At 32.7% G+C, this 19,390-nt stretch carries 12 protein-coding genes and 7 pseudogenes; 12 read left to right on the top strand and 7 right to left on the bottom strand.

Annotated features, from left to right (window positions below; all coding sequences use genetic code 11):
• Nucleotides 1-2 precede the first annotated feature (2 nt).
• Together ACQ9BO_RS16645 and ACQ9BO_RS16640 are read right to left on the bottom strand one after the other, a co-directional pair.
• A pseudogene (locus ACQ9BO_RS16645) lies at nucleotides 3-792 on the bottom strand (anti-sigma factor).
• Entirely contained in the window at nucleotides 792-1,322 is a 531-nt protein-coding gene (locus tag ACQ9BO_RS16640; protein WP_431241629.1) for an RNA polymerase sigma factor, read from the bottom strand. Before ACQ9BO_RS16640 ends, ACQ9BO_RS16645 begins: the two are co-directional and overlap by 1 nt.
• 331 nt (nucleotides 1,323-1,653) lie before the next feature.
• Between ACQ9BO_RS16640 and ACQ9BO_RS16635 the strand changes: the two genes are divergently transcribed.
• Together ACQ9BO_RS16635 and ACQ9BO_RS16630 are read left to right on the top strand one after the other, a co-directional pair.
• Entirely contained in the window at nucleotides 1,654-1,785 is a 132-nt protein-coding gene (locus ACQ9BO_RS16635; protein ID WP_431241628.1) for a hypothetical protein, read from the top strand.
• 405 nt (nucleotides 1,786-2,190) lie between these two features.
• On the top strand, nucleotides 2,191-2,775 hold the full coding sequence (locus ACQ9BO_RS16630) for a glutathione peroxidase (protein ID WP_431241627.1): 585 nt from the start codon (nucleotides 2,191-2,193) through the stop codon (nucleotides 2,773-2,775).
• A gap of 205 nt (nucleotides 2,776-2,980) precedes the next feature.
• Here the strand turns inward: ACQ9BO_RS16630 and ACQ9BO_RS16625 are convergent, their stop codons facing one another.
• Together ACQ9BO_RS16625 and ACQ9BO_RS16620 are read right to left on the bottom strand one after the other, a co-directional pair.
• Nucleotides 2,981-3,478 (bottom strand): GNAT family N-acetyltransferase, encoded by a 498-nt coding sequence (locus ACQ9BO_RS16625; RefSeq protein WP_431241626.1) that lies wholly within the window; start codon nucleotides 3,476-3,478, stop codon nucleotides 2,981-2,983.
• Between the two features lie 18 nt (nucleotides 3,479-3,496).
• On the bottom strand, nucleotides 3,497-4,672 hold the full coding sequence (locus tag ACQ9BO_RS16620; protein WP_431241625.1) for a thioredoxin family protein: 1,176 nt from the start codon (nucleotides 4,670-4,672) through the stop codon (nucleotides 3,497-3,499).
• A 175-nt stretch (nucleotides 4,673-4,847) separates the two neighbouring features.
• On the opposite strand from ACQ9BO_RS16620, the pseudogene menD reads away from it, so the two are divergent.
• Nucleotides 4,848-6,511: pseudogene (menD, locus tag ACQ9BO_RS16615) on the top strand (2-succinyl-5-enolpyruvyl-6-hydroxy-3-cyclohexene-1-carboxylic-acid synthase).
• A gap of 92 nt (nucleotides 6,512-6,603) precedes the next feature.
• Nucleotides 6,604-6,948 carry a DUF2853 family protein gene (locus ACQ9BO_RS16610; RefSeq protein ID WP_431241624.1) on the top strand — a complete coding sequence of 115 codons (345 nt, stop codon included), beginning with the start codon at nucleotides 6,604-6,606 and terminating at the stop codon, nucleotides 6,946-6,948.
• 48 nt (nucleotides 6,949-6,996) lie between these two features.
• Here ACQ9BO_RS16610 and ACQ9BO_RS16605 read toward each other — a convergent pair.
• Nucleotides 6,997-8,345, bottom strand: a pseudogene (locus ACQ9BO_RS16605) (M28 family metallopeptidase).
• Nucleotides 8,346-8,478: 133 nt separating this feature from the next.
• On the opposite strand from ACQ9BO_RS16605, the gene ACQ9BO_RS16600 reads away from it, so the two are divergent.
• The 6 genes and pseudogenes from ACQ9BO_RS16600 (at nucleotide 8,479) to ACQ9BO_RS16575 (ending at nucleotide 15,320) form a co-directional block, all read left to right on the top strand.
• Nucleotides 8,479-9,336, top strand: a complete 858-nt coding sequence (locus tag ACQ9BO_RS16600) for a CvfB family protein (protein ID WP_431241623.1) — start codon at nucleotides 8,479-8,481, stop codon at nucleotides 9,334-9,336.
• 805 nt (nucleotides 9,337-10,141) lie between these two features.
• Nucleotides 10,142-10,975, top strand: a complete 834-nt coding sequence (locus ACQ9BO_RS16595; RefSeq protein WP_431241622.1) for a 1,4-dihydroxy-2-naphthoyl-CoA synthase — start codon at nucleotides 10,142-10,144, stop codon at nucleotides 10,973-10,975.
• 104 nt (nucleotides 10,976-11,079) lie between these two features.
• A complete protein-coding gene (gene menA, locus ACQ9BO_RS16590) occupies nucleotides 11,080-12,042 on the top strand; it encodes a 1,4-dihydroxy-2-naphthoate octaprenyltransferase (RefSeq protein WP_431241621.1) in 963 nt (320 codons plus the stop codon).
• A 27-nt stretch (nucleotides 12,043-12,069) separates the two neighbouring features.
• On the top strand, nucleotides 12,070-12,747 hold the full coding sequence (locus ACQ9BO_RS16585; RefSeq protein ID WP_431241620.1) for a metal-dependent hydrolase: 678 nt from the start codon (nucleotides 12,070-12,072) through the stop codon (nucleotides 12,745-12,747).
• Nucleotides 12,748-12,986: 239 nt separating this feature from the next.
• On the top strand, nucleotides 12,987-14,189 hold the full coding sequence (locus ACQ9BO_RS16580; RefSeq protein ID WP_431241619.1) for a tetratricopeptide repeat protein: 1,203 nt from the start codon (nucleotides 12,987-12,989) through the stop codon (nucleotides 14,187-14,189).
• A gap of 88 nt (nucleotides 14,190-14,277) precedes the next feature.
• Nucleotides 14,278-15,320, top strand: a pseudogene (locus ACQ9BO_RS16575) (o-succinylbenzoate synthase).
• A 74-nt stretch (nucleotides 15,321-15,394) separates the two neighbouring features.
• Here the strand turns inward: ACQ9BO_RS16575 and ACQ9BO_RS16570 are convergent.
• Nucleotides 15,395-15,928 (bottom strand): hypothetical protein, encoded by a 534-nt coding sequence (locus ACQ9BO_RS16570; RefSeq protein ID WP_431241618.1) that lies wholly within the window; start codon nucleotides 15,926-15,928, stop codon nucleotides 15,395-15,397.
• Nucleotides 15,929-16,172: 244 nt separating this feature from the next.
• Here ACQ9BO_RS16570 and ACQ9BO_RS16565 point away from each other — a divergent pair.
• A pseudogene (locus tag ACQ9BO_RS16565) lies at nucleotides 16,173-16,645 on the top strand (CYTH domain-containing protein).
• Between the two features lie 7 nt (nucleotides 16,646-16,652).
• A pseudogene (locus tag ACQ9BO_RS16560) lies at nucleotides 16,653-17,618 on the top strand (YpdA family putative bacillithiol disulfide reductase).
• Between the two features lie 150 nt (nucleotides 17,619-17,768).
• Here ACQ9BO_RS16560 and ACQ9BO_RS16555 read toward each other — a convergent pair.
• Nucleotides 17,769-19,340 (bottom strand): annotated as a pseudogene (locus ACQ9BO_RS16555) (protein adenylyltransferase SelO).
• Between the last annotated feature and the right edge of the window lie 50 nt (nucleotides 19,341-19,390).

Below are 19,390 nucleotides of genomic sequence, written 5' to 3'. Positions count from 1 at the left end.
TTTTAAACTTTTCCTAAAGTATATAATTGTGTCATTGTTGGTGTCAAGCTTCCGCCAACAGGCTCAAGTGTGATACCAAAAGCTTCTGCTTCGTTTGTACGATCAACAGCGAAAATTTTATTAGAATTTCCTTCAAAATCACTCAGTAAACCAATGCTTGTTGGTGTTAACACTGGACTAAGCTTTAAAGCCCAAACTTGGTAAACCATTCCTTTTGGAGGTTTTGGCAAACCAGCCGCATCAATATAAGTCGTTTTGGTTTCTTTATTCCAATATACTTTTGCGAAAGATGTTGGAGAAACCGCTTGACCGCCAAGCGTTACACCAGTATTTTTGATATCTCTAACGATAGCTAAATTTTTCTCGGTTTCTTTGTTTTGCTGATCTAAAAAAGCGTAATCTCTTTCAATTTTGCTTTTTTCAGTTCCAACTGTACTGATAGCTTCTTTTGTTTTGGTCAATTCTAAAGTCTGATAACCCAAACCAAGCAATAAAAGAATTGCGTGCAGCCCAACCAACATATTGCGACCAGTTTGATGCTGGCTTCATGTCGACTACTTTGCCGTGTTTAAGCTCTAATCTGGCTTTGATTTTTTCAAAATTCGCTACCGAATGGAAAGGCGAGAAGCTTGATGATAAAGCAACAATGGCTTTTTCAATCGAAATAATTTCCTGTAAAACCTCTGGGTTCTTTTTTGCCAATTCGGCAATTTCTAAATTTTCAGCTTCGGTCAATAAACCGTAAACATATAGCTCTAGAGTTCCTGATTCAATATATTCTTGTGCTTCCATTATATTTTTAGATAATTTCTTAAATCGTTAATACAGTTTCTGTTTTGTGTCTTGATAGTTCCCAGTGGCATTGCCAATTCTTCTGAAGCTTCTTGCTGGGTATATCCTTTAAAGAATAATAAATTAATAATTTCAATACATTTTGGTTTCAGCTTCTTTACGAACTCTTGAATTCCAATTGCATCTAGTTTATTGCTTAATTTATTGCTCTCATCTAACAGATTTACGAAATTATCTGATGAAAGGTTTTTTTGACTGTTATTAAAATTTTTGGATCTCAAAGTATCAATTGAAGTATTCCTAGCAATATTAAGGATCCAGGTATAAAATCGGCCTTTACTTTCATTGTACGAATCGATGTTTTTCCAAATTTTCACAAAGACTTCTTGTAAAACATCTTCGGCCTCTTCTCGATTTTTGATCAATACATTAATGACCGAAAATAAACTTTTTGAGTACATATCGTACAAATGTGTGAAAGCTCGTTCGTCTTTCTCGTAAATTAAAACTAATAATTCTTCTTGACTCATAGATTTGGATTTAAGCTTAAACAAAAAATAATTTGACAGTATTTTATTACCTGACATAAAGATAAATTATTTTTTTATGAAAAATGTTTTTTTTTAGCAACGAAAATACCAGCCAATACAAGGGTTTTTTAAAAAGTTTAAAAAAAATCTACTTTTTTAAAACCAAAAACAATCCAATTACGTAAATGAATTTAGAAGCGAAATAAGTAGGAAATAGTTTAAATGAAATGAAGCTGGATTTTAATTGTTTAAGATTTTTTATACACCTGATAAACAAAACAGTATGTTTTTAAAAATCAAAAAAATAGTGTGAACCAAATATAAAAGCATCATGAATAAGACAAACATTGTAAAGATTTTGATTATAGCGCTTACAAACGTATTGGCAGTGACACATTTTGGCAAAAGTGATAATAAAGATGTAAAAAATCTGAATTTTTCAATTTCTAAGATTCAGATTTAAGACAATTTAATAGTTGGTGTCCTCGGACTTCCAAATTGAAAATTTATTTAGGCCGTATTTTCATTTATTAAGAATTAGAAATCCATACACGCCATTAAAAACTGAGGAAAATACGAATTAGGGGTTAAAATTAATTTTCGTTACAACCGAGAGGCATCAACTATAATTTAAAATACAAAACAGAGTCCGTAAACAAAGAAAAACTCTTTTGCAAGGTCTCACTTTAATTTATGAAAACGCGATAAGGCATAATAATTAATTCATGGTTTGATTTGTTTGTATGGGGGAAGCCTAACGTCTGATTAACGTTAGGCTTCATTTTTTTAACGAATCTTTAATAGAAAATAAAATTGCCAAAGCCATTTTGTAAATCAGATTTTAACTAATTTTATAAAAAATTAAACAATGAAAAAAATAGCATTTTTAATGTGCGGCGCGCTCTTTATGGTTTTTGCACAAACTCAAGCTCAATCGAGTAATAAAAAATCTAAAACAGAAAAAAACATGGCAGAAGGAACAATTTACCAGTTCAAAGTTGAAGATTTATCAGGAAAAACTTTTGATTTTGCTTCCTTAAAAGGAAAAAAAGTTATGATTGTCAATACAGCTTCAAAATGTGGACTTACTCCACAATACAAAGATCTTGAGGCAGTTTATAAAGAATACAAAGACAAAAACTTTGTAATTGTAGGTTTTCCGGCAAATAATTTTGCAGGGCAGGAGCCAGGAACAAATGAAGAAATTGCTACATTTTGTCAATTGAATTACGGTGTGACTTTCCCAATGATGGACAAAGTTTCTGTAAAAGGTGATGATATGTGCGAGGTTTACAAATTCTTGACTCAAAAATCTAAAAATGGATTACAAGATTCAGAAGTGGAATGGAATTTTCAAAAATATTTAATTAATGAAAAAGGGCAATTGGTTAAAGTAATCAAACCTAAAACATTAGTTACAGATGCAGAAGTAATAAATTGGATTAAAAGCTAATTAGTTATTTTAGTATAAAAAAATCTCCAAATTTGATTTCATTTCAAAATTTGGAGATTTTTTTTTCGAGGGACAAAGTAACAGAGCAACAAAGGTTCAAAGGTCTTCGTCAAGTCTGTCATTTATCTCATACTTTCGAAATCAAATAAAAAACCGTGCTAATTCGTGTCTTTGCGATTGCTAATCAGTTAAATCTGTGTGCCAGCTACACCAATATCAACTGCATAAATACCAAATCCAGCCAGTGATCAAATTTATATCCAACTTCTCGGATTGTTCCTGTGGCTACAAACCCAAAACGTTCATGAAAAGCAATACTTCCAGCGTTATCTGCATCAATAGCGCCAATCATAACGTGGTAACCTTGTTCTTTTGCCAAACGAATTAATTCTGTCAATAATTTAGATCCAATTCCTTTTCCAATAACATTATCAACCACATAAACAGAATGTTCGAGGGTGTATTGATAACCAATTTTTTCACGAAATTGGCCATAACTTCCAAAGCCAACAACTTCACCATCTAAATCGGCAACTACAATTGGCAAGTTTTTAGCTTTTTTATCTTCAAACCATTTTGTCTGCACTTCAAGTGTTTGAATATCATAACTGTAATTTGCGGTTGTGTGCAAAATAGAATGATTTACAATTTCAAGAATTTTTTGCAAGTCATTTTCAGTTGCGGGTCTTAATGTAACTTCCATGGTAATTTTTGGTATTTTTTATTTTGTGTTTAGTTCAGCTAATAAAGTGTCAACTTCTTTGGGATTCCAAGTCATTTCGGTACAAATAACCTTGGCATCTTTGGCATATTGCAAAGCCATTTTTTTGTCTTTGATTTTGTTGTAAAGCCGAGCGATTAATAAATTTCCGTCGTATGAATCATTTATTTCCAAAGAATGTTTTACCCAGAAAATTGATTTTTTCAAACTTTCAGCGTCATTAATATGTTTTAAATAAGTCTGGCCAATATCTTTTAAAGAACTAGCATCATTCCAAACTAATTTTTGAGTATTTTCAAGTGTCACTTTTTTATAAAACTGCCATTTTTCTGTTCGTTCTGCCAAGGTTAAATCAAATTTGAAAACCAACGAATCCGTTTTTTGCAAACGAATAGATTTTGCAACTTCTCTTTGTTTGTAATAATTTACAGTATCTAAATTATCAACATAAGGACGAAGCAATTCGGTTACAATACTTTCAATTTTGCGGTCAACACGACTTTGAGAAGCGACAGCGACAAATTCTTTTTGATGATTTAAAACGTATTGAAATTCTCGTGAATTAATATCAGTCACACCATTAGCGATAATTCTCCAATTGGTTTCGCTAACCAATTGTGCATCAGATTGTGTTTGTAAATAAATATGAGTTGCTGGCGATAATTCCGTTCTATCTTTTCCTTTTTTTAGTGTATTTAAATAAGCAAAAAACTTATCAGAATTACTTGGATCCGACATGAATTCTTTTTCTAAATAAGGCAATTGCATTCTGGAATTCAGTGCATATTTTACCTCGGTCATAAATTCTGGCGTTTTCATTTCGCCTTTCAAAGCATATAAAAGCGTTTCATTCGAATCTAAAAACAAAAATGTAGGCGACGATTTTGTTTTGTACTTATCTTTCAAAACTATTCCTTCGTCTTTTTCAATGTTTTTCCAAATGCAAACATAATTTTCATTTAAAAAAGCCATTACGTCAGGATTGCTAAAAACCTCTTTTTTCATTTGATTGCAATGCGGACACCAATCGGCATAAAGCATTATAAAAAGCGGTTTGCCTTCAGTTTTTGCCTTTTCCAATGCGGTTTTATATGGTGTATCATTGGGAACAAACTGATTTTGAGAATTTACGGTTTGCAACGAAAGAAAAAGGATAATAATATAAAGTAAACGCATAAGGTCTATATTTTTAGTACAAATTCGCTTTTACAAATATATTCCCTTTTTCTAGAATGTTTCTTAATATCTTGCCATTTATAAGTTAAATCAATTGCGAAGTTTGTAACTTTGTAATTGTAAAAGAAAATTTTAGTTTGATGGATTTTCTTTAAAAAAATAATACGCCACAGGAATGATTTACCCCAAAATACCGCTTGCACAAAGCATTATCGAAATTTGTTCAGCAAAAGGAATAACAAACATTATAATTTCTCCAGGTTCACGAAACGCGCCTTTAACGATTGGATTTGCGCAAAACCCAAATTTTAAATGTTATAGTATTGCCGATGAACGTTGTGCGACATTTTTTGCATTAGGAATAGCACAGCAGACCAAACAACCAACAGCGATTGTTTGTACTTCAGGTTCAGCGTTGTTGAATTATTATCCAGCCATAGCCGAAGCTTTTTATAGCCAAATTCCATTAATAGTAATTTCTGCAGATCGTCCGCAAAGCAAGATTGATATTGGCGATGGACAAACAATTCGTCAAGAAAATGTTTTTTTAAATCATTCGGTTTTCAATGCAAATTTAACAGAAGATGCTTCTCTTGAAAACGATTTGAAAATTAACAAAGCGATCGAAACTTCAATTCTTCAAAAAGGTCCGGTTCATATCAATGCGCCTTTTGAAGAACCTTTATATGAAACTGTAGAAACGCTTTCTGTTGAGCCAAAAATTACAACTTTGGAAGAAGAAATTCCAACCAAAATTATTGATAATAGCGAAGAAACTGTTTCCATTTGGAATTCGGCTAAAAGAAAACTAGTTCTTATTGGAGGAATAAATGAAGTAAACTCTATAGAACAGGAAATTTTGGAAAATTTTGCCAACGATCCATCAATAGTTGTACTTACAGAAACTACTTCGAACTTGCATCATCCGAGTTTTATTAATAGTATAGATACTTTAATTACACCATTTGATGATTCTGATTTTAAAGAGTTGGAAGCAGAAGTTTTAATCACTTTTGGAGGAATGATTGTATCAAAACGTATTAAAGCTTTTTTACGCAAGTATAAACCTGCACATCACTGGCATATAGATACTTTACGTGCATATGATACATTTAATGCTTTAAGTAAACATTTTGTAATGGAACCAAATGATTTTTTTAAAGATCTACTTCCAAAAACAGAATTTGTAGCTAGTAATTACTTTAAGAAAATCGATAAAATTTATAGCCTAAGAAATAAAAGAAAAGAAGAATATTTAAAAAAATTCCATTTTCAGATTTTAAAGTTTTTGAAAAAATAATTGAATCGCTTCCTAAGAACATCCAATTACAAATTAGTAATAGTTCGGCAATTCGTTATGCACAATTAATTGAGATTGATCCATCAATTGAAGTTTTTTGTAATCGCGGTACTAGCGGAATTGACGGAAGCACATCAACGGCAATTGGTGCGGCTGTGGCAAATGCAAAACAGAACGTTTTTATTACAGGTGATATCAGTTTTTTATATGACAGCAATGCATTGTGGAATTCCTATATTCCGAAAAACTTTAAAATCATTTTGATTAATAATGGAGGAGGAGGAATCTTCAGAATTTTGCCCGGACACGAAGAAAAACCTGTTTTTAATACATATTTTGAAACTTCGCACCATTTGACAGCGGAACATTTGGCTAAAATGTATCAATTTAAATATTTGCAGGCTTCAGATAACGAATCGCTAGAAAAAGGTATTTCTGATTTATATGCTGATAATGATTCACCGGTTATCTTAGAAATTTTCACACCAACAGCTCAAAATGATATTGTTTTAAAACAATATTTTAAAGAATTGAATTAATTATTTTGTAAGTTAAATTTTGTTAAAATTTACAAAATAAACATTTTTAATTTTAAATTTGGTGGCATTAATTGTAACCAATATTTAAAATTATGAGCGCAAGAGAAGAATTAATTAAAAAGTATGCCGCAGATTTAAAAGAGAAATGTGGTGTAACACCAAACATGGATTTGCTGACAAAAGTTACGATAGGTTGTGGACCATCTATTTACAATGGAGACGCCTCTACAGTTGCGGCGTCGCAACCTTCTGAATTGGAAACTGTCAAAAAGAATTTCTTGATTAAAAAGTTAGGATTGGCAAACACTCCAGCTTTAGATGAAGGACTTCATGCTGTATTAGAAAAATATGGACATGCAAATAAACACAAATACAGAGCAGTTGTCTATTATTTATTGACGCTACACTTTAAAAAAGAAAGTGTTTATAACAAATAGTAAAAAATAAAAGCGCCAATTAGGCGCTTTTTATTTTTCGAAAAATCCCTATTTAATCGGAATAGGGAAAATTGGCAAACTTGCATGTCCTAAAGCATCTACCGTTTGTACAGCAAAAAAGTAATTGTCTTTAGAATATGGAATTTCTGCTTGTGTATCTTTTACAAAAATTCTTTTTCCCAATGCGAAGATGAAGTTTCACGCATTAAAATTTGATAACCATATTGCGGTTTTCCTTCTGGAGCTGACCAAATTAAAGTAGATGAATTAGAAAGTTTTTTAACTTCAATTCCAACATTTTCAGGAGCTTTTGGAGACGAAGCAAGATTTGCTAATGTTGCTAAGTTTGAACAAGTGTTTTTTCTCAAATAGTCAAAATCCATAAATTCAGGCAAATCGCCATATTTTATATTGTTTTCAGTTCTCAAATCTTGATGTTGATGATCGAAATTTTCATTCATTTCGCAAAAACGAACTGCTGTAAAACCATTTTGGCTAAATGGCGTGTGATCTCCACCACGCAAAAAGCGATCATTTCTATAAACTAATTTTACTTTTAATTGATCAACATATTGTTCAGTAACAGTTTTGATATATCGAGCCAAAAGTCTCGACGGACTGTCATTATCACGGCTTATTGCTTTACGCATTTTAGCTTCTTCCTCAGTTTCTAGATATGGAATAGTTTCACTGAAAACACGAATTTGTGTATTGTCCCTCAAATTAGTTCCACTTGACAAACTGTTTCCAATCATGTCATTGTTGAGCATTGCAATTATATTCCAGTTTTCTGCTTTTGCTTTTTCAGCAAGATGGCGTGCGCCAATTAATCCTTGTTCTTCACCAGTCACTGCCACAAAAATAATGGTTGCAGGAAAAGATCTTTTGCTCATTACTTTTGCTAGTTCAATCACAGCGACAACACCTGAACCATCATCATTTGCTCCAGGAGCATTTGATTTAATATTCATGACATCTGTAACTCGCGAATCAAGATGTCCGCTAATAATAATGACACGATTATCATTTGGGTCGGTTCCTTTTAATGTCGCCATCACATTTCCGATTTGGCTGTCAACATTAATTCTTTTTCCATCTGCTTTAACGGTAAAATAATCAATTTCAGAAGTTAATCTTCCGTTTGATTCGAGAGCGAATTTGTCAAACTCAGATTTTACCCATTGTTGCGCCGCACCAATTCCTTTCGTTTTGTTTTTTGCATCGCTTAAAGTATGTCGGGTTCCAAAAGAGACTAATTTATTGATGGTGGCTTCTAGATTTTCAGCTTTGATTTCGCTGATCATTTTCTTTATTTCTGGGTCTTCAGAAACTTGGGATACAGAAGCTTGAGTGAAAATTAAAAATGCGAAAGCGGCATAGATAAGGGTCTTTTTCATTTATTTGGTGTTAATTAATAGGTCTTCAAATGTAATTAAAAGGAATAAACTATGACAAAATGCGGCGTTCTTTAACATTTTTCGGTTTACCATCTCCAAACTTCGTACATTTGCACCCTAGAACTTAAAGAATATGCTTAAAATAGGAAAATACAATGCACTAAAAATATTGCGTGATACTAAAGTTGGCTTGTTTTTAGGAAATCCTGAAAATGATCCTGACGGAATTCACGATGTTTTGCTTCCAAATAAATATGTTCCAAATGAATTTGAAATAGGCGAAGAGCTTGTTGTTTTTGTTTATTTGGATCACGAACAACGACCAGTAGCGACTACTCTTGAACCTTATATAATGTTGAATGAATTTGCGCTTTTGAGAGTAAATTATATCAATCAGGTTGGCGCTTTTATGGATTGGGGAATGGAAAAAGATATTCTGGTTCCGTTCAAAGAACAAGCCCGCCCAATGGAAAAAGGAAAACGTTACTTGGTTTATTTGTACATGGATGATCAAACTAATCGTTTGGTGGCGTCGAGCAAAACAAATCAGTTTTTGAGCAACGACCAATTGACGGTTGAAAAAGGTGAAGAAGTAGATTTGATCGTTTCGCACATAACAGATATGGGAATTAACGTCATCATCAACGAGCAACATAAAGGCCTTTTATACAAAGATGAAGTATATGACGATTCGATACGAACAGGAGACAGAATGCGAGGTTACATCAAAAACATTCGTCCTGACAATAAAATAGATGTTGCTTTGCAAGTTCAAGGCTATGAAAGCATTGAGCCAAATGCTGAGAAAATTTTAGGAGAATTAAGAGCAAATAGAGGCTTCTTGAGACTAAATGACAACTCGCATCCAGAAGACATCAAAACCGTGTTGAAAATGAGCAAAAAAACTTTTAAAAAAGCAATTGGTGCTTTGTATAAAGAGAAACTTATTGAAATCAAAGATGATGGGATTTATTTAGTAAAAGAATCTTAATTCCAAAATTCAAATATTTAAATATTTAAAATCCAAATTCCAATTAGTATTAAATGCTCATTGGAATTTGGATTTTTTTGTTGAAATTTAATCTATTATAACAAGAAAGGCCACTCATTACAAGCGACCTCTCTCTTTTTATTCTAGTTTTAAAAAAAATTGTAATTAAAAAAAAACAGAAATAAAATAATTCGAATCCATTTAAAAAATAATAGCTTTATTGCTTTTAGAAATTACTTTTCATCATGGGTATGTCTTTTAAACAATCAATACATTCATTTTTATTTGCAAAAGCTCGATTTCACGGCTAATCCATTTGGTTTGATAAAATAACTTTTAGAAAGTTTCAGTTAGTATTTTTTCCTCTTTTCGTAATCAATTCTGTATACTAATTACATTGAACAATTCTATTGTTTAACCGTAGGTGTTACTATCTCCTTTTTGAAGTTTTAACAAACGCATAAATCATTTGCTCACTGTTTTTGGTCTTATTACTTATTAGAACCTCAAAAAAATGAGCGACAAATTTTTTAAATTTTCTCAAAAAAATCATTTTTTAGGTTAATAAATCAGTGAAAGAAAATCAATCTTATATCAACAAAATAAATTGTATCTCGTTGATTTCTAGGGTGTAAAATTAATTATTATTTTTTAAAACTAATGTTAAAAAGTGTTATTTTTTGTAAGTAAATACTAATTGTTAACATTCGGAGTCGTTTTGGTGCAAGACTTAAATTAAATTGAGTAGGTAAAAATGTAAAAATGCTTTATTTTTACACTATAATTATAAAACAAACAAATAAAAATGGATTGGATTACTGCCAGAGAATTTGAAGATATAACCTATAAAAAATGTAATGGAGTTGCCAGAATTGCTTTCAATAGACCAAATGTTAGAAATGCTTTTCGTCCGAAGACAACTTCAGAATTATATCAAGCTTTTTACGATGCACAAGAAGATACCTCAATTGGTGTAGTTTTGCTTTCTGCAGAAGGCCCATCAACTAAAGATGGCGTGTATTCTTTTTGCGGCGGAGGAGATCAAAATGCTCGCGGACATCAAGGTTATGTGGGTGATGATGGACAACATCGTTTAAATATTCTTGAAGTGCGGCGATTAATTCGTTTTATGCCAAAAGTAGTTATTGCCGTGGTTCCAGGTTGGGCTGTTGGTGGTGGACACAGTTTGCATGTAGTTTGCGATATGACTTTAGCCAGTAAAGAACACGCTATTTTTAAACAAACAGATGCTGACGTTACAAGTTTTGACGGAGGTTACGGATCTGCTTATTTAGCTAAAATGGTGGGACAGAAAAAAGCGCGTGAAATTTTCTTTTTAGGAAGAAATTATTCTGCACAAGAAGCTTTTGAAATGGGAATGGTAAATGCTGTAATTCCACATGATGAGCTTGAAGCAACAGCTTATGAATGGGCACAAGAAATTCTTCAAAAATCTCCAACTTCAATCAAAATGTTGAAATTCGCTATGAACTTGACAGATGACGGAATGGTCGGACAGCAAGTTTTTGCCGGAGAAGCAACGCGTTTAGCTTATATGACAGAAGAAGCAAAAGAAGGAAGAAATGCCTTTTTAGAAAAAAGAAAACCAAACTTTGGCGAAAATAAATGGTTGCCATAAATGATTTTAGATTTCTGATTTTAGATTTTAGATTTTTCAATCTTTAATTTTTGATCAGAATCCAATAATCTAAAATCTAAACTCTAAAATCTAAAATTTAAATAATGAAACATTGGATTGAAGCCGCACGACTGCGCACATTGCCTTTATCAGTTTCTGGAATTATCGTTGGAAGTATTTACGCTTTATCAAACCCAACAGAAACAATTAATACGCCAACAGAAGTATTTAGCTGGAAAATTTTTGGTTTTGCACTTTTAACAACATTAGGTTTGCAGGTTTTGTCCAATTTTGCCAATGACTACGGCGACGGCGTAAAAGGTACTGATAATGCTGATAGAGTAGGACCACAACGTGCTATTCAGAGCGGAAAAATCACGCCTCAGGCTATGAAAAAAGCAATAATAATCACTTCATTATTAACGCTTTTGTCAGCAATAATTTTGATTTATTTTGCTTTTGGCAAAGACAATTTCGGATATTCAATTTTCTTTTTATTGTTAGGAATCGTCGCAATTATTTCAGCAATTCGTTATACAGTAGGAAATTCGGCATATGGCTATAAAGGCTTTGGAGATGTTTTCGTTTTCATATTCTTCGGATTGGTAAGTACGCTAGGGGTCAATTTTTTATATTCGAAAGAAGTTGAACCACTTTTAATGCCGCCAGCAATTGCAATTGGTTTATTGAGCGTTGCAGTATTGAATTTGAATAATATGCGTGATGAGGAATCAGACAGGAAATCAGGAAAAAATACAATTGTAGTTCAAATTGGTGGTGCAAAAGCAAAAGTTTATCACTTCACTTTGATAATTACAGCAATGATTTTGGTAGTTGTTTTTGCAATTTTAAGCGATTACAACTTTGATCAGTATTTGTTTTTGCTGGCTTACATCCCTTTAACCAAACATTTAATTACTGTTTCTAAAAATCAAGATCCTAAGCTTTTAGATCCAGAATTGAAAAAGGTAGCTTTAAGTACTTTTTTGCTCTCGCTGTTATTAGTGATCTGTATGATTTCACTAATTTCAGATATTATCGTTAATCTTTTTCTTGGAGGAAGATAATCAAGTTCAACTTAAAAAAATAAGATCATGAAAATAACATTTTACGGACACGCTTCTTTAGGAATCGAAGTTGGAGGAAAACATATTATTGTTGATCCGTTTATTACGGCAAATCCTGTCGCTTCGTCAATCGATTTGAGAGATCTAAAAGCAGATTATATTTTGCTGACGCACGCACACAGTGATCACGTTTTAGATGTCCAAGCTCTTGCTAAACTTACAAATGCAGTCATTGTTTCAAATGCAGAAATTGCTAGTTATTATGCAAAATTGGGATTTAATTCGCATCCGATGAATCATGGTGGAAGCTGGAAATTTGATTTTGGAAAAGTAAAATATGTAACTGCTATTCACTCAAGCACTTTTCCTGACGGCGCTAGCGGAGGAAATCCCGGCGGATTTGTAATCGAAAGCGAGCATAAAAATATCTACATTGCTGGAGATACTGCACTTACAATGGATATGAAATTGATTCCGTTACGAACAGAATTGGATTTAGCAATACTTCCGATTGGAAATAATTTCACAATGGATGTTGAAGATGCTATTATTGCTTCAGATTTCTTAGAATGTGATAAAGTTCTAGGATATCATTTTGATACTTTTGGATACATCGAAATCAATCACGAAGAAGCAATCAAAAAGTTCTTCGACAAAGGAAAAGATTTGATGCTTTTGGCAATTGGTGAATCAATCGAGTTATAAAAACATAATGATTTTGAATGTAGTCGAAAGTAGGATCTAATCCCGCTTTCGGCTATATCTTTTTTAGGCAAAGAAAAATTGCCTAAAAAAGGATACCGCCTCTATCGGGGCTAGGGCACTCGATTTCAAGACAAATAATTTGGCATAATTTTTACTAAGTTTATTTCAAATCATAAAATTGGCAACAATAAGAAATAGTGAAAATTATGAAATTCGTGACCAAAAAACGACCATTTAATATGACTTTAAAAAAAACAATTCTATTTCTTTTACTCGCTTTTTCTCTTAACTCTTTTGCGCAAAAAGATGGCTATTGGGATAAAGAGCGTGCAACAACAAAAGAAATCATCGTTTCTGCGCGAGACCGAATAGTTCTAAAAACAGAAGATTTGCCAGTTGGAACAACAGAAATAGTTTACCGAATAACACTTTTGGATGAAAATCAGCAAATGGCAAACAGTTTGGTTTCTGTTTTAAAATCAATTCCAGATCCAACAGGAATTAGTCAAGGCTCTGCAGGCGCTGTTTTTTTGATGTCTAAAATTTCAGGAGACGATACTTGTACGTATTCGTTATTCACTTCAAGCGAAACGGCAAAAAAATACATAGAAGACGGAAAAATAGACAAAGCATGTTATTCTCAAGAAGAACCTTTAAGCAAAGATGCTAAACGTTTGTCATTGGATAAATCTTCTTGCTTAGGACAGAATATTAGCAATATTTGGTTTGGGTTTCACAGCAAAAACTGGCTTTTAAAACAAAAAATAGTTTTGGAGGTCGTACCTTGGGTCGATGTAAAACTAAACCGCGGTTGGAATCAAGACAATAAAAACGAAATTATAAGTCTTTGCAAAACATCAACAATGGCGCAAAAAATGGCGAATTCTGATGATTTTTGTGTTTGTATTTTAGATAAAATCATCAAACAATACCGCTATACTGAATTTCAAAAACTGCTTCAAATAGAGAAAAATAAAGTTTATAAAGACTTTGGAAATACTTGTTACAAAGATGCCGATATTTCGAAAAACGTTTTCAATGATCTTAGAAAAGAAGCTTCTACATTAATCAAACAGCAAAAATATAACGAAGCAATTCCGAAGTTAAATACAATTATCAACGAAGGAAAAGCAACAGCACTAGATTATAGCTCAATTGGGTATTGTTACATTTTGACCAAACAGTACGAAAAAGCGTTGAAATTTTTGCAAGAAGGAGAAAAACTTGATAATACAGAATTACTAGTAAAATTGAACCTTGCGCATTTATATTTGGTCAGCAACAATTACAGCGATGCAAAGACCATTTATAAAAAATACCAAGATCAAAATGTTACCGACAGCATAAGCTGGAAAGATAAAACAAAATCTGATTTTGCAATTTTCCAGAAAGCTGGTCTGCCATCAAAAGATTTTGAAAAAATCCTGAAACTTTATAATTAAAGATTCTAAGGTTCTAAGTTGCTAAGATGCTAAGTTTTTTTAGCATTATTGTATCTTAGACCCTTAGCACCTTAGCACCTCAAAAAAAATGAAAGCCACTTACCATAAATACATGCTTGAGTTCAAAGTGCCGTCTGGTACTTCACGCGGCATCATGACGGAAAAAGAAACTTGGTTTATCATACTTGAAGAAGATGATAAGAAAGGAATAGGAGAGTGTGGTATTTTAAGAGGTTTGAGCGCTGATGATCGTGATGATTATGAAGAAAAACTTAAGTGGGCTTGCGAGCATATTCATTTAGGAGAAAAAGCATTATGGGAAGCTATGCTCGAATTCCCTTCAATTCAATTCGGAATAGAGATGGCTTTTTTATCACTAAAAAGCGAAAATCCCTATTTGTTGTTTCCGTCTGATTTTACTTCAAATTCAAAATCAATTGTAATAAATGGATTAGTTTGGATGGGCGATGAATCGTTTATGAAACAACAAATCGAAACAAAATTAGCAGAAGGTTTCACCTGTATAAAGCTGAAAATTGGAGCAATTGATTTTCAAAAAGAATTAGATCTATTACAATTTATCAGAAAACATTTTTCGCCAGAGCAAATTGAAATTAGGGTAGATGCGAATGGTGCTTTTTCTTTAAATGAAGCTTTAGATAAATTACAACAACTCAATAAATTTCAACTTCATAGCATTGAACAACCAATTAAAAAAGGAAACGGAAAAACTATGGCTGAGTTATGTAAAAAAACTCCTTTCCAATCGCATTAGACGAGGAATTGATAGGAGTATTTTCGTTAGAAGATAAAGAAAAACTGCTACAAGAAATAAAGCCACAATACATTATTTTGAAGCCAAGTTTTGTCGGTGGTTTCAGAGGAACAAAAGAGTGGATTGATTTGGCAAATAAATATAAAATTGGTTGGTGGATTACATCAGCATTAGAAAGTAATATTGGCTTAAATGCAATTGCACAATGGACTTTTTTACAAAATGCCAATATGCCGCAAGGTTTAGGAACTGGCGCACTTTACACTAATAATTTCGATTGCCCACTTGAAGTTTCAAAAGGACAATTATGGTATAACACCTCAAAAGAATGGGATTCTTTTGAAGGCACAAAGTAGCAAAGTTACAAAGGTACAAAGTCCCTAATTTTAAAACTTTGTACCTTTGTAACTCTGTATCTTTGAACCTTTTTTCACTCTTTCCCTCCTAATAAACTAGCTTGCCAGTCTTTAAGTTCTTGCCATTTCCCTTGATAAGCCATTAATGCCTGTTTTGCCCAAGTACTAGGATTATGTATGCTGTAATTTTCGCCACCAGCATCCAAAATTGATTGCAGTTTTTCTGTAGAAGTTATAGATAATTCTTGCCAGCTTGTGATTCCTGCTTCATTAAACAGAGACTCGATTTTAACACCTATTCCTTCGACAATTTTCAAGTCATTATCTTTAACTTTTTTGCCTAAAATAGTTAAAGCTATCTCCTTGTCAAATACAAATTGTGGTTGTATTTGCGAGTTATAGTTTTTCGTTTTTGTATCTAATTCGTTATTAAGACTATTAATTTTTTGGTTTAAATTCTTGACAGTAGCTTTGCATACATCCAGATCTTCCTGTAAAGATATAGCAAGCAAAACATCTTTTTTCGAACTTATTCTTCCTAGTAGATAACCTAAAATCCCAAAGATCAAACCTACTAGTGCCGGTATTAAAAATGACATTATATTCATGATCAGACATTTTAAATTTTGATAAATATGGACTGCTGAAATATATATTTCTTACAATATAGAAGCAACAGCATTTAGGGTTAATCAAATTTACTCAAAAAACAAATCTTAATATATTAACAATCAGTTAATTTGATTTAATGTTTTACTATTTAAAATTAAAACAGCCTAGAGTCTCAACGGGATAGTTTACATACCTGAATTAAATTGAGTAACTTGCAGTAAAATTAATTGGAACATCAAAATGGTTGAAATTGAAAGAAAGTTTCTTGTAAAATCAGAAGATTTTAAAGAACAGGCTTTTACTCAAAACAAAATTGCTCAGGGTTATTTAAGCTCAATTCCTGAAAGAACTGTTCGCGTCAGAATTAAAGGAGAAAGAGGTTTTTTAACAATAAAAGGAATCGGGCACCAGGGGGAATGACGCGTTTTGAGTGGGAAAATGAAATTCCACTGGAAGAAGCAGTTGAATTGCTGAAATTATGTGAAAAGGGAAAAATTGAAAAGACGCGTTTTGAAATCAAATCAGGAAATCACATTTTTGAAGTTGATGAGTTTTATGGTGAAAATGAAGGTTTGATTATTGCAGAAATAGAGCTGAAGTCTGAGACAGAAACATTTGAAAAACCAGATTGGCTTGGAGAAGAAGTGACAAATGATGAACGATATTATAATGCTTATTTGAGCAAAAAACCTTTTAAAGACTGGGAAAAATAACTGATTTATGACAGATTATGATTTGATTATTGTTGGAGGTGGCCCAATTGGTCTTGCCTGTGCAATAGAAGCTCAAAAGAAAAACTTGCGTTATTTGATTATTGAAAAAGGTGCTATTGTAAATAGTATTTTCAATTATCCTTTGTATATGACTTTTTTTCGACAGCAGAAAGGTTAGAAATTGGTGATATTCCTTTTAATTGTTTGGCGCCAAAGCCTGGCCGTCAGGAAGCTTTGGAGTACTATCGAAATATTCATCGCTATTTCAATTTTGCTATTAATTTGTTTGAAAAGGTTACCGGAATTCAGAAAAATGAAAATTCGATTTTTGAAATTACTACAGACAAGAATTTCTATAAATCAAAAAATGTAATTATTGCGACTGGATTTTATGATATTCCGATTACGATGAATGTAAAAGGAGAAGAATTACCAAAGGTTCGCCATTATTATAAAGAAGCGCACGAATATGCTTTCCGAAATGTTTTGGTTGTTGGAGCAAATAATTCTTCTGTAGATGCTCGCTTTGGAATGCTGGCGAAAAGGAGCAAACGTAACTATGGTTATTCGTAAAAATGAAATCAACAGCAGAGTAAAATATTGGGTTAAACCCGATATAGAAAACCGAATTGCCGAAGGAAGCATCAAAGCTTATTTTGAGTCGAATATTACAGAAATAAAAGAAAATGAAGTTGAAATCGAAACTCCTGATGGAAAAGTAACCATCGAAAATGATTTTGTTCTAGCGTTAACAGGATATAAACCAGATTTGAATTTTCTTGAAAATATAGGTATTCAGCTTTCAAAAGATGAATTGAAAATTCCAGTTTATAATGCCGAAACGATGGAAACTAATGTTGAAGGACTTTTTCTCGCAGGAGTCGTGTGTGGTGGCATGCAGACACACAAATGGTTTATTGAAAACTCGAGAATTCATGCTAAAATGATTGTGGATTATATTACTTCAAAATAGATCTTAGCCACGAATTCACGAATTATTTTTCATACATACTCCGTAGATTTAGGTAGATATACACAAATTTAATTAGTGTAATCTGTAGTAATCTTTATAAATATTTTAAATCTGTATAAAAATAATTCGTGAATTCGTGGCAAAAAAACTTTATGAACTACAAGAAAGCATTGAGCATCCTACTTTAGATCGAGCCCAATCTGGTCGTTTTGCAAACCATTTTTCATATTCTGGTTGTTCATCGTATGGCTTTTGCAAAAGAGTGTAAAGCTCATCAATTAGAGAATAATCTTCTTTCTCAGCGAGCATCAATTGCCAATTGCGCCATATAATTTCGAAGCACATATTTAGGATTGATCAAGTTCATTTTTTGAGAACGTTCTTCATCTGATAAATTTTCTACTTTCAATCTTTCCAAATAAGAAGCGAACCATTTTGTCCAGTTTTCCAGAATTTCTCCTGAAACTTCGTCAATATTATAAAATGAATATTTGATTTTTTCGATTGCTTCTTGAGCAAAATCTGTTTTTTCCACCAAACTTAAATTTCTGAAAAAGATTGTCATGTCGGTTTCAGTCAATTGCAAAATGTTTTCTAAATCCGAAATTAATTGATCATCAGTTTCAGTTGAAGTAAACAATCCTAGTTTATTCAAAAACATTGTTTTGTAATCAGAATCAAAATCATTGATAAACGATTCAAGAATTTTTTCTAACGGTGCGGCTTCATTAATTAACGGATAAAGTGCGTTGGCTAATTGGAACAAATTCCATTGTGCAACACCAGGCTGATTCCCAAAACGATATCTTCTATTTTGGCTGTCGGTTGTGTTTGGTGTCCAATTCGGATCATAATTTTCCAGCCAACCATACGGACCATAATCAATTGTAATTCCGTGAATAGACATGTTGTCAGTGTTCATTACGCCATGCACAAATCCAACACAGCCGCCAGTGCAGAATCATTTCTCGGGTTGTATCGGCGATTTTTTTAAAGAATTGCAAATATTGGTCTTTTGGTTCACCAGTAATTTCTGGAAAAAAATGTTTTATAGTAAACTCAACAAACTGTTTTAAATTTTTAAGCTCATTTCGCGCTGTAAGCATTTCAAAGCTTCCGAATCTAATAAATGACAGCCGCAACTCGGCATACTACTGCACCTTGTTCATAAGCAGGATTTCCGTTATATAAAATATCACGCAAAACCTGATCTCCAGAAAGCATCAGAGAAAGGGATCGAGTAGTGGGAACGCCAAGATTGTACATTGCTTCGGCACATAAATATTCTCTAATGGAAGAACGCAAAACAGCCAGACCATCGGCGGTTCTTGAATAAGGAGTTTTTCCAGCACCTTTTAATTGAAGCGTATAGAATTGATTGTTGTTTTCAACTTCTGTCAAATTTATTGCACGGCCGTCTCCTAATTGTCCGGCCCAATTTCCAAATTGATGCCCAGCATAACACATGGCATACGGCTGTGTTTCAGGAAGAATTTCTTTTCCTGAAAATACATTTAAGAAATCTTCTGACTGAATTTCATCCTTTGAAATCCCAACTAATGAAGCAGTTTCTTCTGAAGCATGAATCAGCTTGGGGTTTGAAGGTTTTGTTGGATTTACAAACGAAAACAACGTGTTTTTTACCTGACGAACTTCGTTAGACAATTCGGGATCAGCAGGTAATTCAGCGGTAAATCGATTATTTATTTTTAGATTTTTCATTTGTGGTATTTTTTTGCCACAGATTGAACAGATTTAAATGATTTCTTCAA

Origin of the sequence: Flavobacterium sp. P21 (genome assembly GCF_050632225.1) — a bacterium.
GTDB lineage: Bacteria > Bacteroidota > Bacteroidia > Flavobacteriales > Flavobacteriaceae > Flavobacterium.
This window is presented reverse-complemented; position numbering and strand designations above follow the sequence as displayed.

Coding starts and splice junctions, on each gene's coding strand:
- ACQ9BO_RS16570 (WP_431241618.1), bottom strand. CDS start 15,928: ATGAATATAATGTCATTTTTAATACCGGCACTAGTAGGTTTGATCTTT.
- menA (WP_431241621.1), top strand. CDS start 11,080: ATGAAACATTGGATTGAAGCCGCACGACTGCGCACATTGCCTTTATCA.
- ACQ9BO_RS16600 (WP_431241623.1), top strand. CDS start 8,479: ATGCTTAAAATAGGAAAATACAATGCACTAAAAATATTGCGTGATACT.
- ACQ9BO_RS16635 (WP_431241628.1), top strand. CDS start 1,654: ATGAATAAGACAAACATTGTAAAGATTTTGATTATAGCGCTTACAAAC.
- ACQ9BO_RS16625 (WP_431241626.1), bottom strand. CDS start 3,478: ATGGAAGTTACATTAAGACCCGCAACTGAAAATGACTTGCAAAAAATT.
- ACQ9BO_RS16585 (WP_431241620.1), top strand. CDS start 12,070: ATGAAAATAACATTTTACGGACACGCTTCTTTAGGAATCGAAGTTGGA.
- ACQ9BO_RS16595 (WP_431241622.1), top strand. CDS start 10,142: ATGGATTGGATTACTGCCAGAGAATTTGAAGATATAACCTATAAAAAA.
- ACQ9BO_RS16580 (WP_431241619.1), top strand. CDS start 12,987: ATGACTTTAAAAAAAACAATTCTATTTCTTTTACTCGCTTTTTCTCTT.
- ACQ9BO_RS16620 (WP_431241625.1), bottom strand. CDS start 4,672: ATGCGTTTACTTTATATTATTATCCTTTTTCTTTCGTTGCAAACCGTA.
- ACQ9BO_RS16610 (WP_431241624.1), top strand. CDS start 6,604: ATGAGCGCAAGAGAAGAATTAATTAAAAAGTATGCCGCAGATTTAAAA.
- ACQ9BO_RS16640 (WP_431241629.1), bottom strand. CDS start 1,322: ATGAGTCAAGAAGAATTATTAGTTTTAATTTACGAGAAAGACGAACGA.
- ACQ9BO_RS16630 (WP_431241627.1), top strand. CDS start 2,191: ATGAAAAAAATAGCATTTTTAATGTGCGGCGCGCTCTTTATGGTTTTT.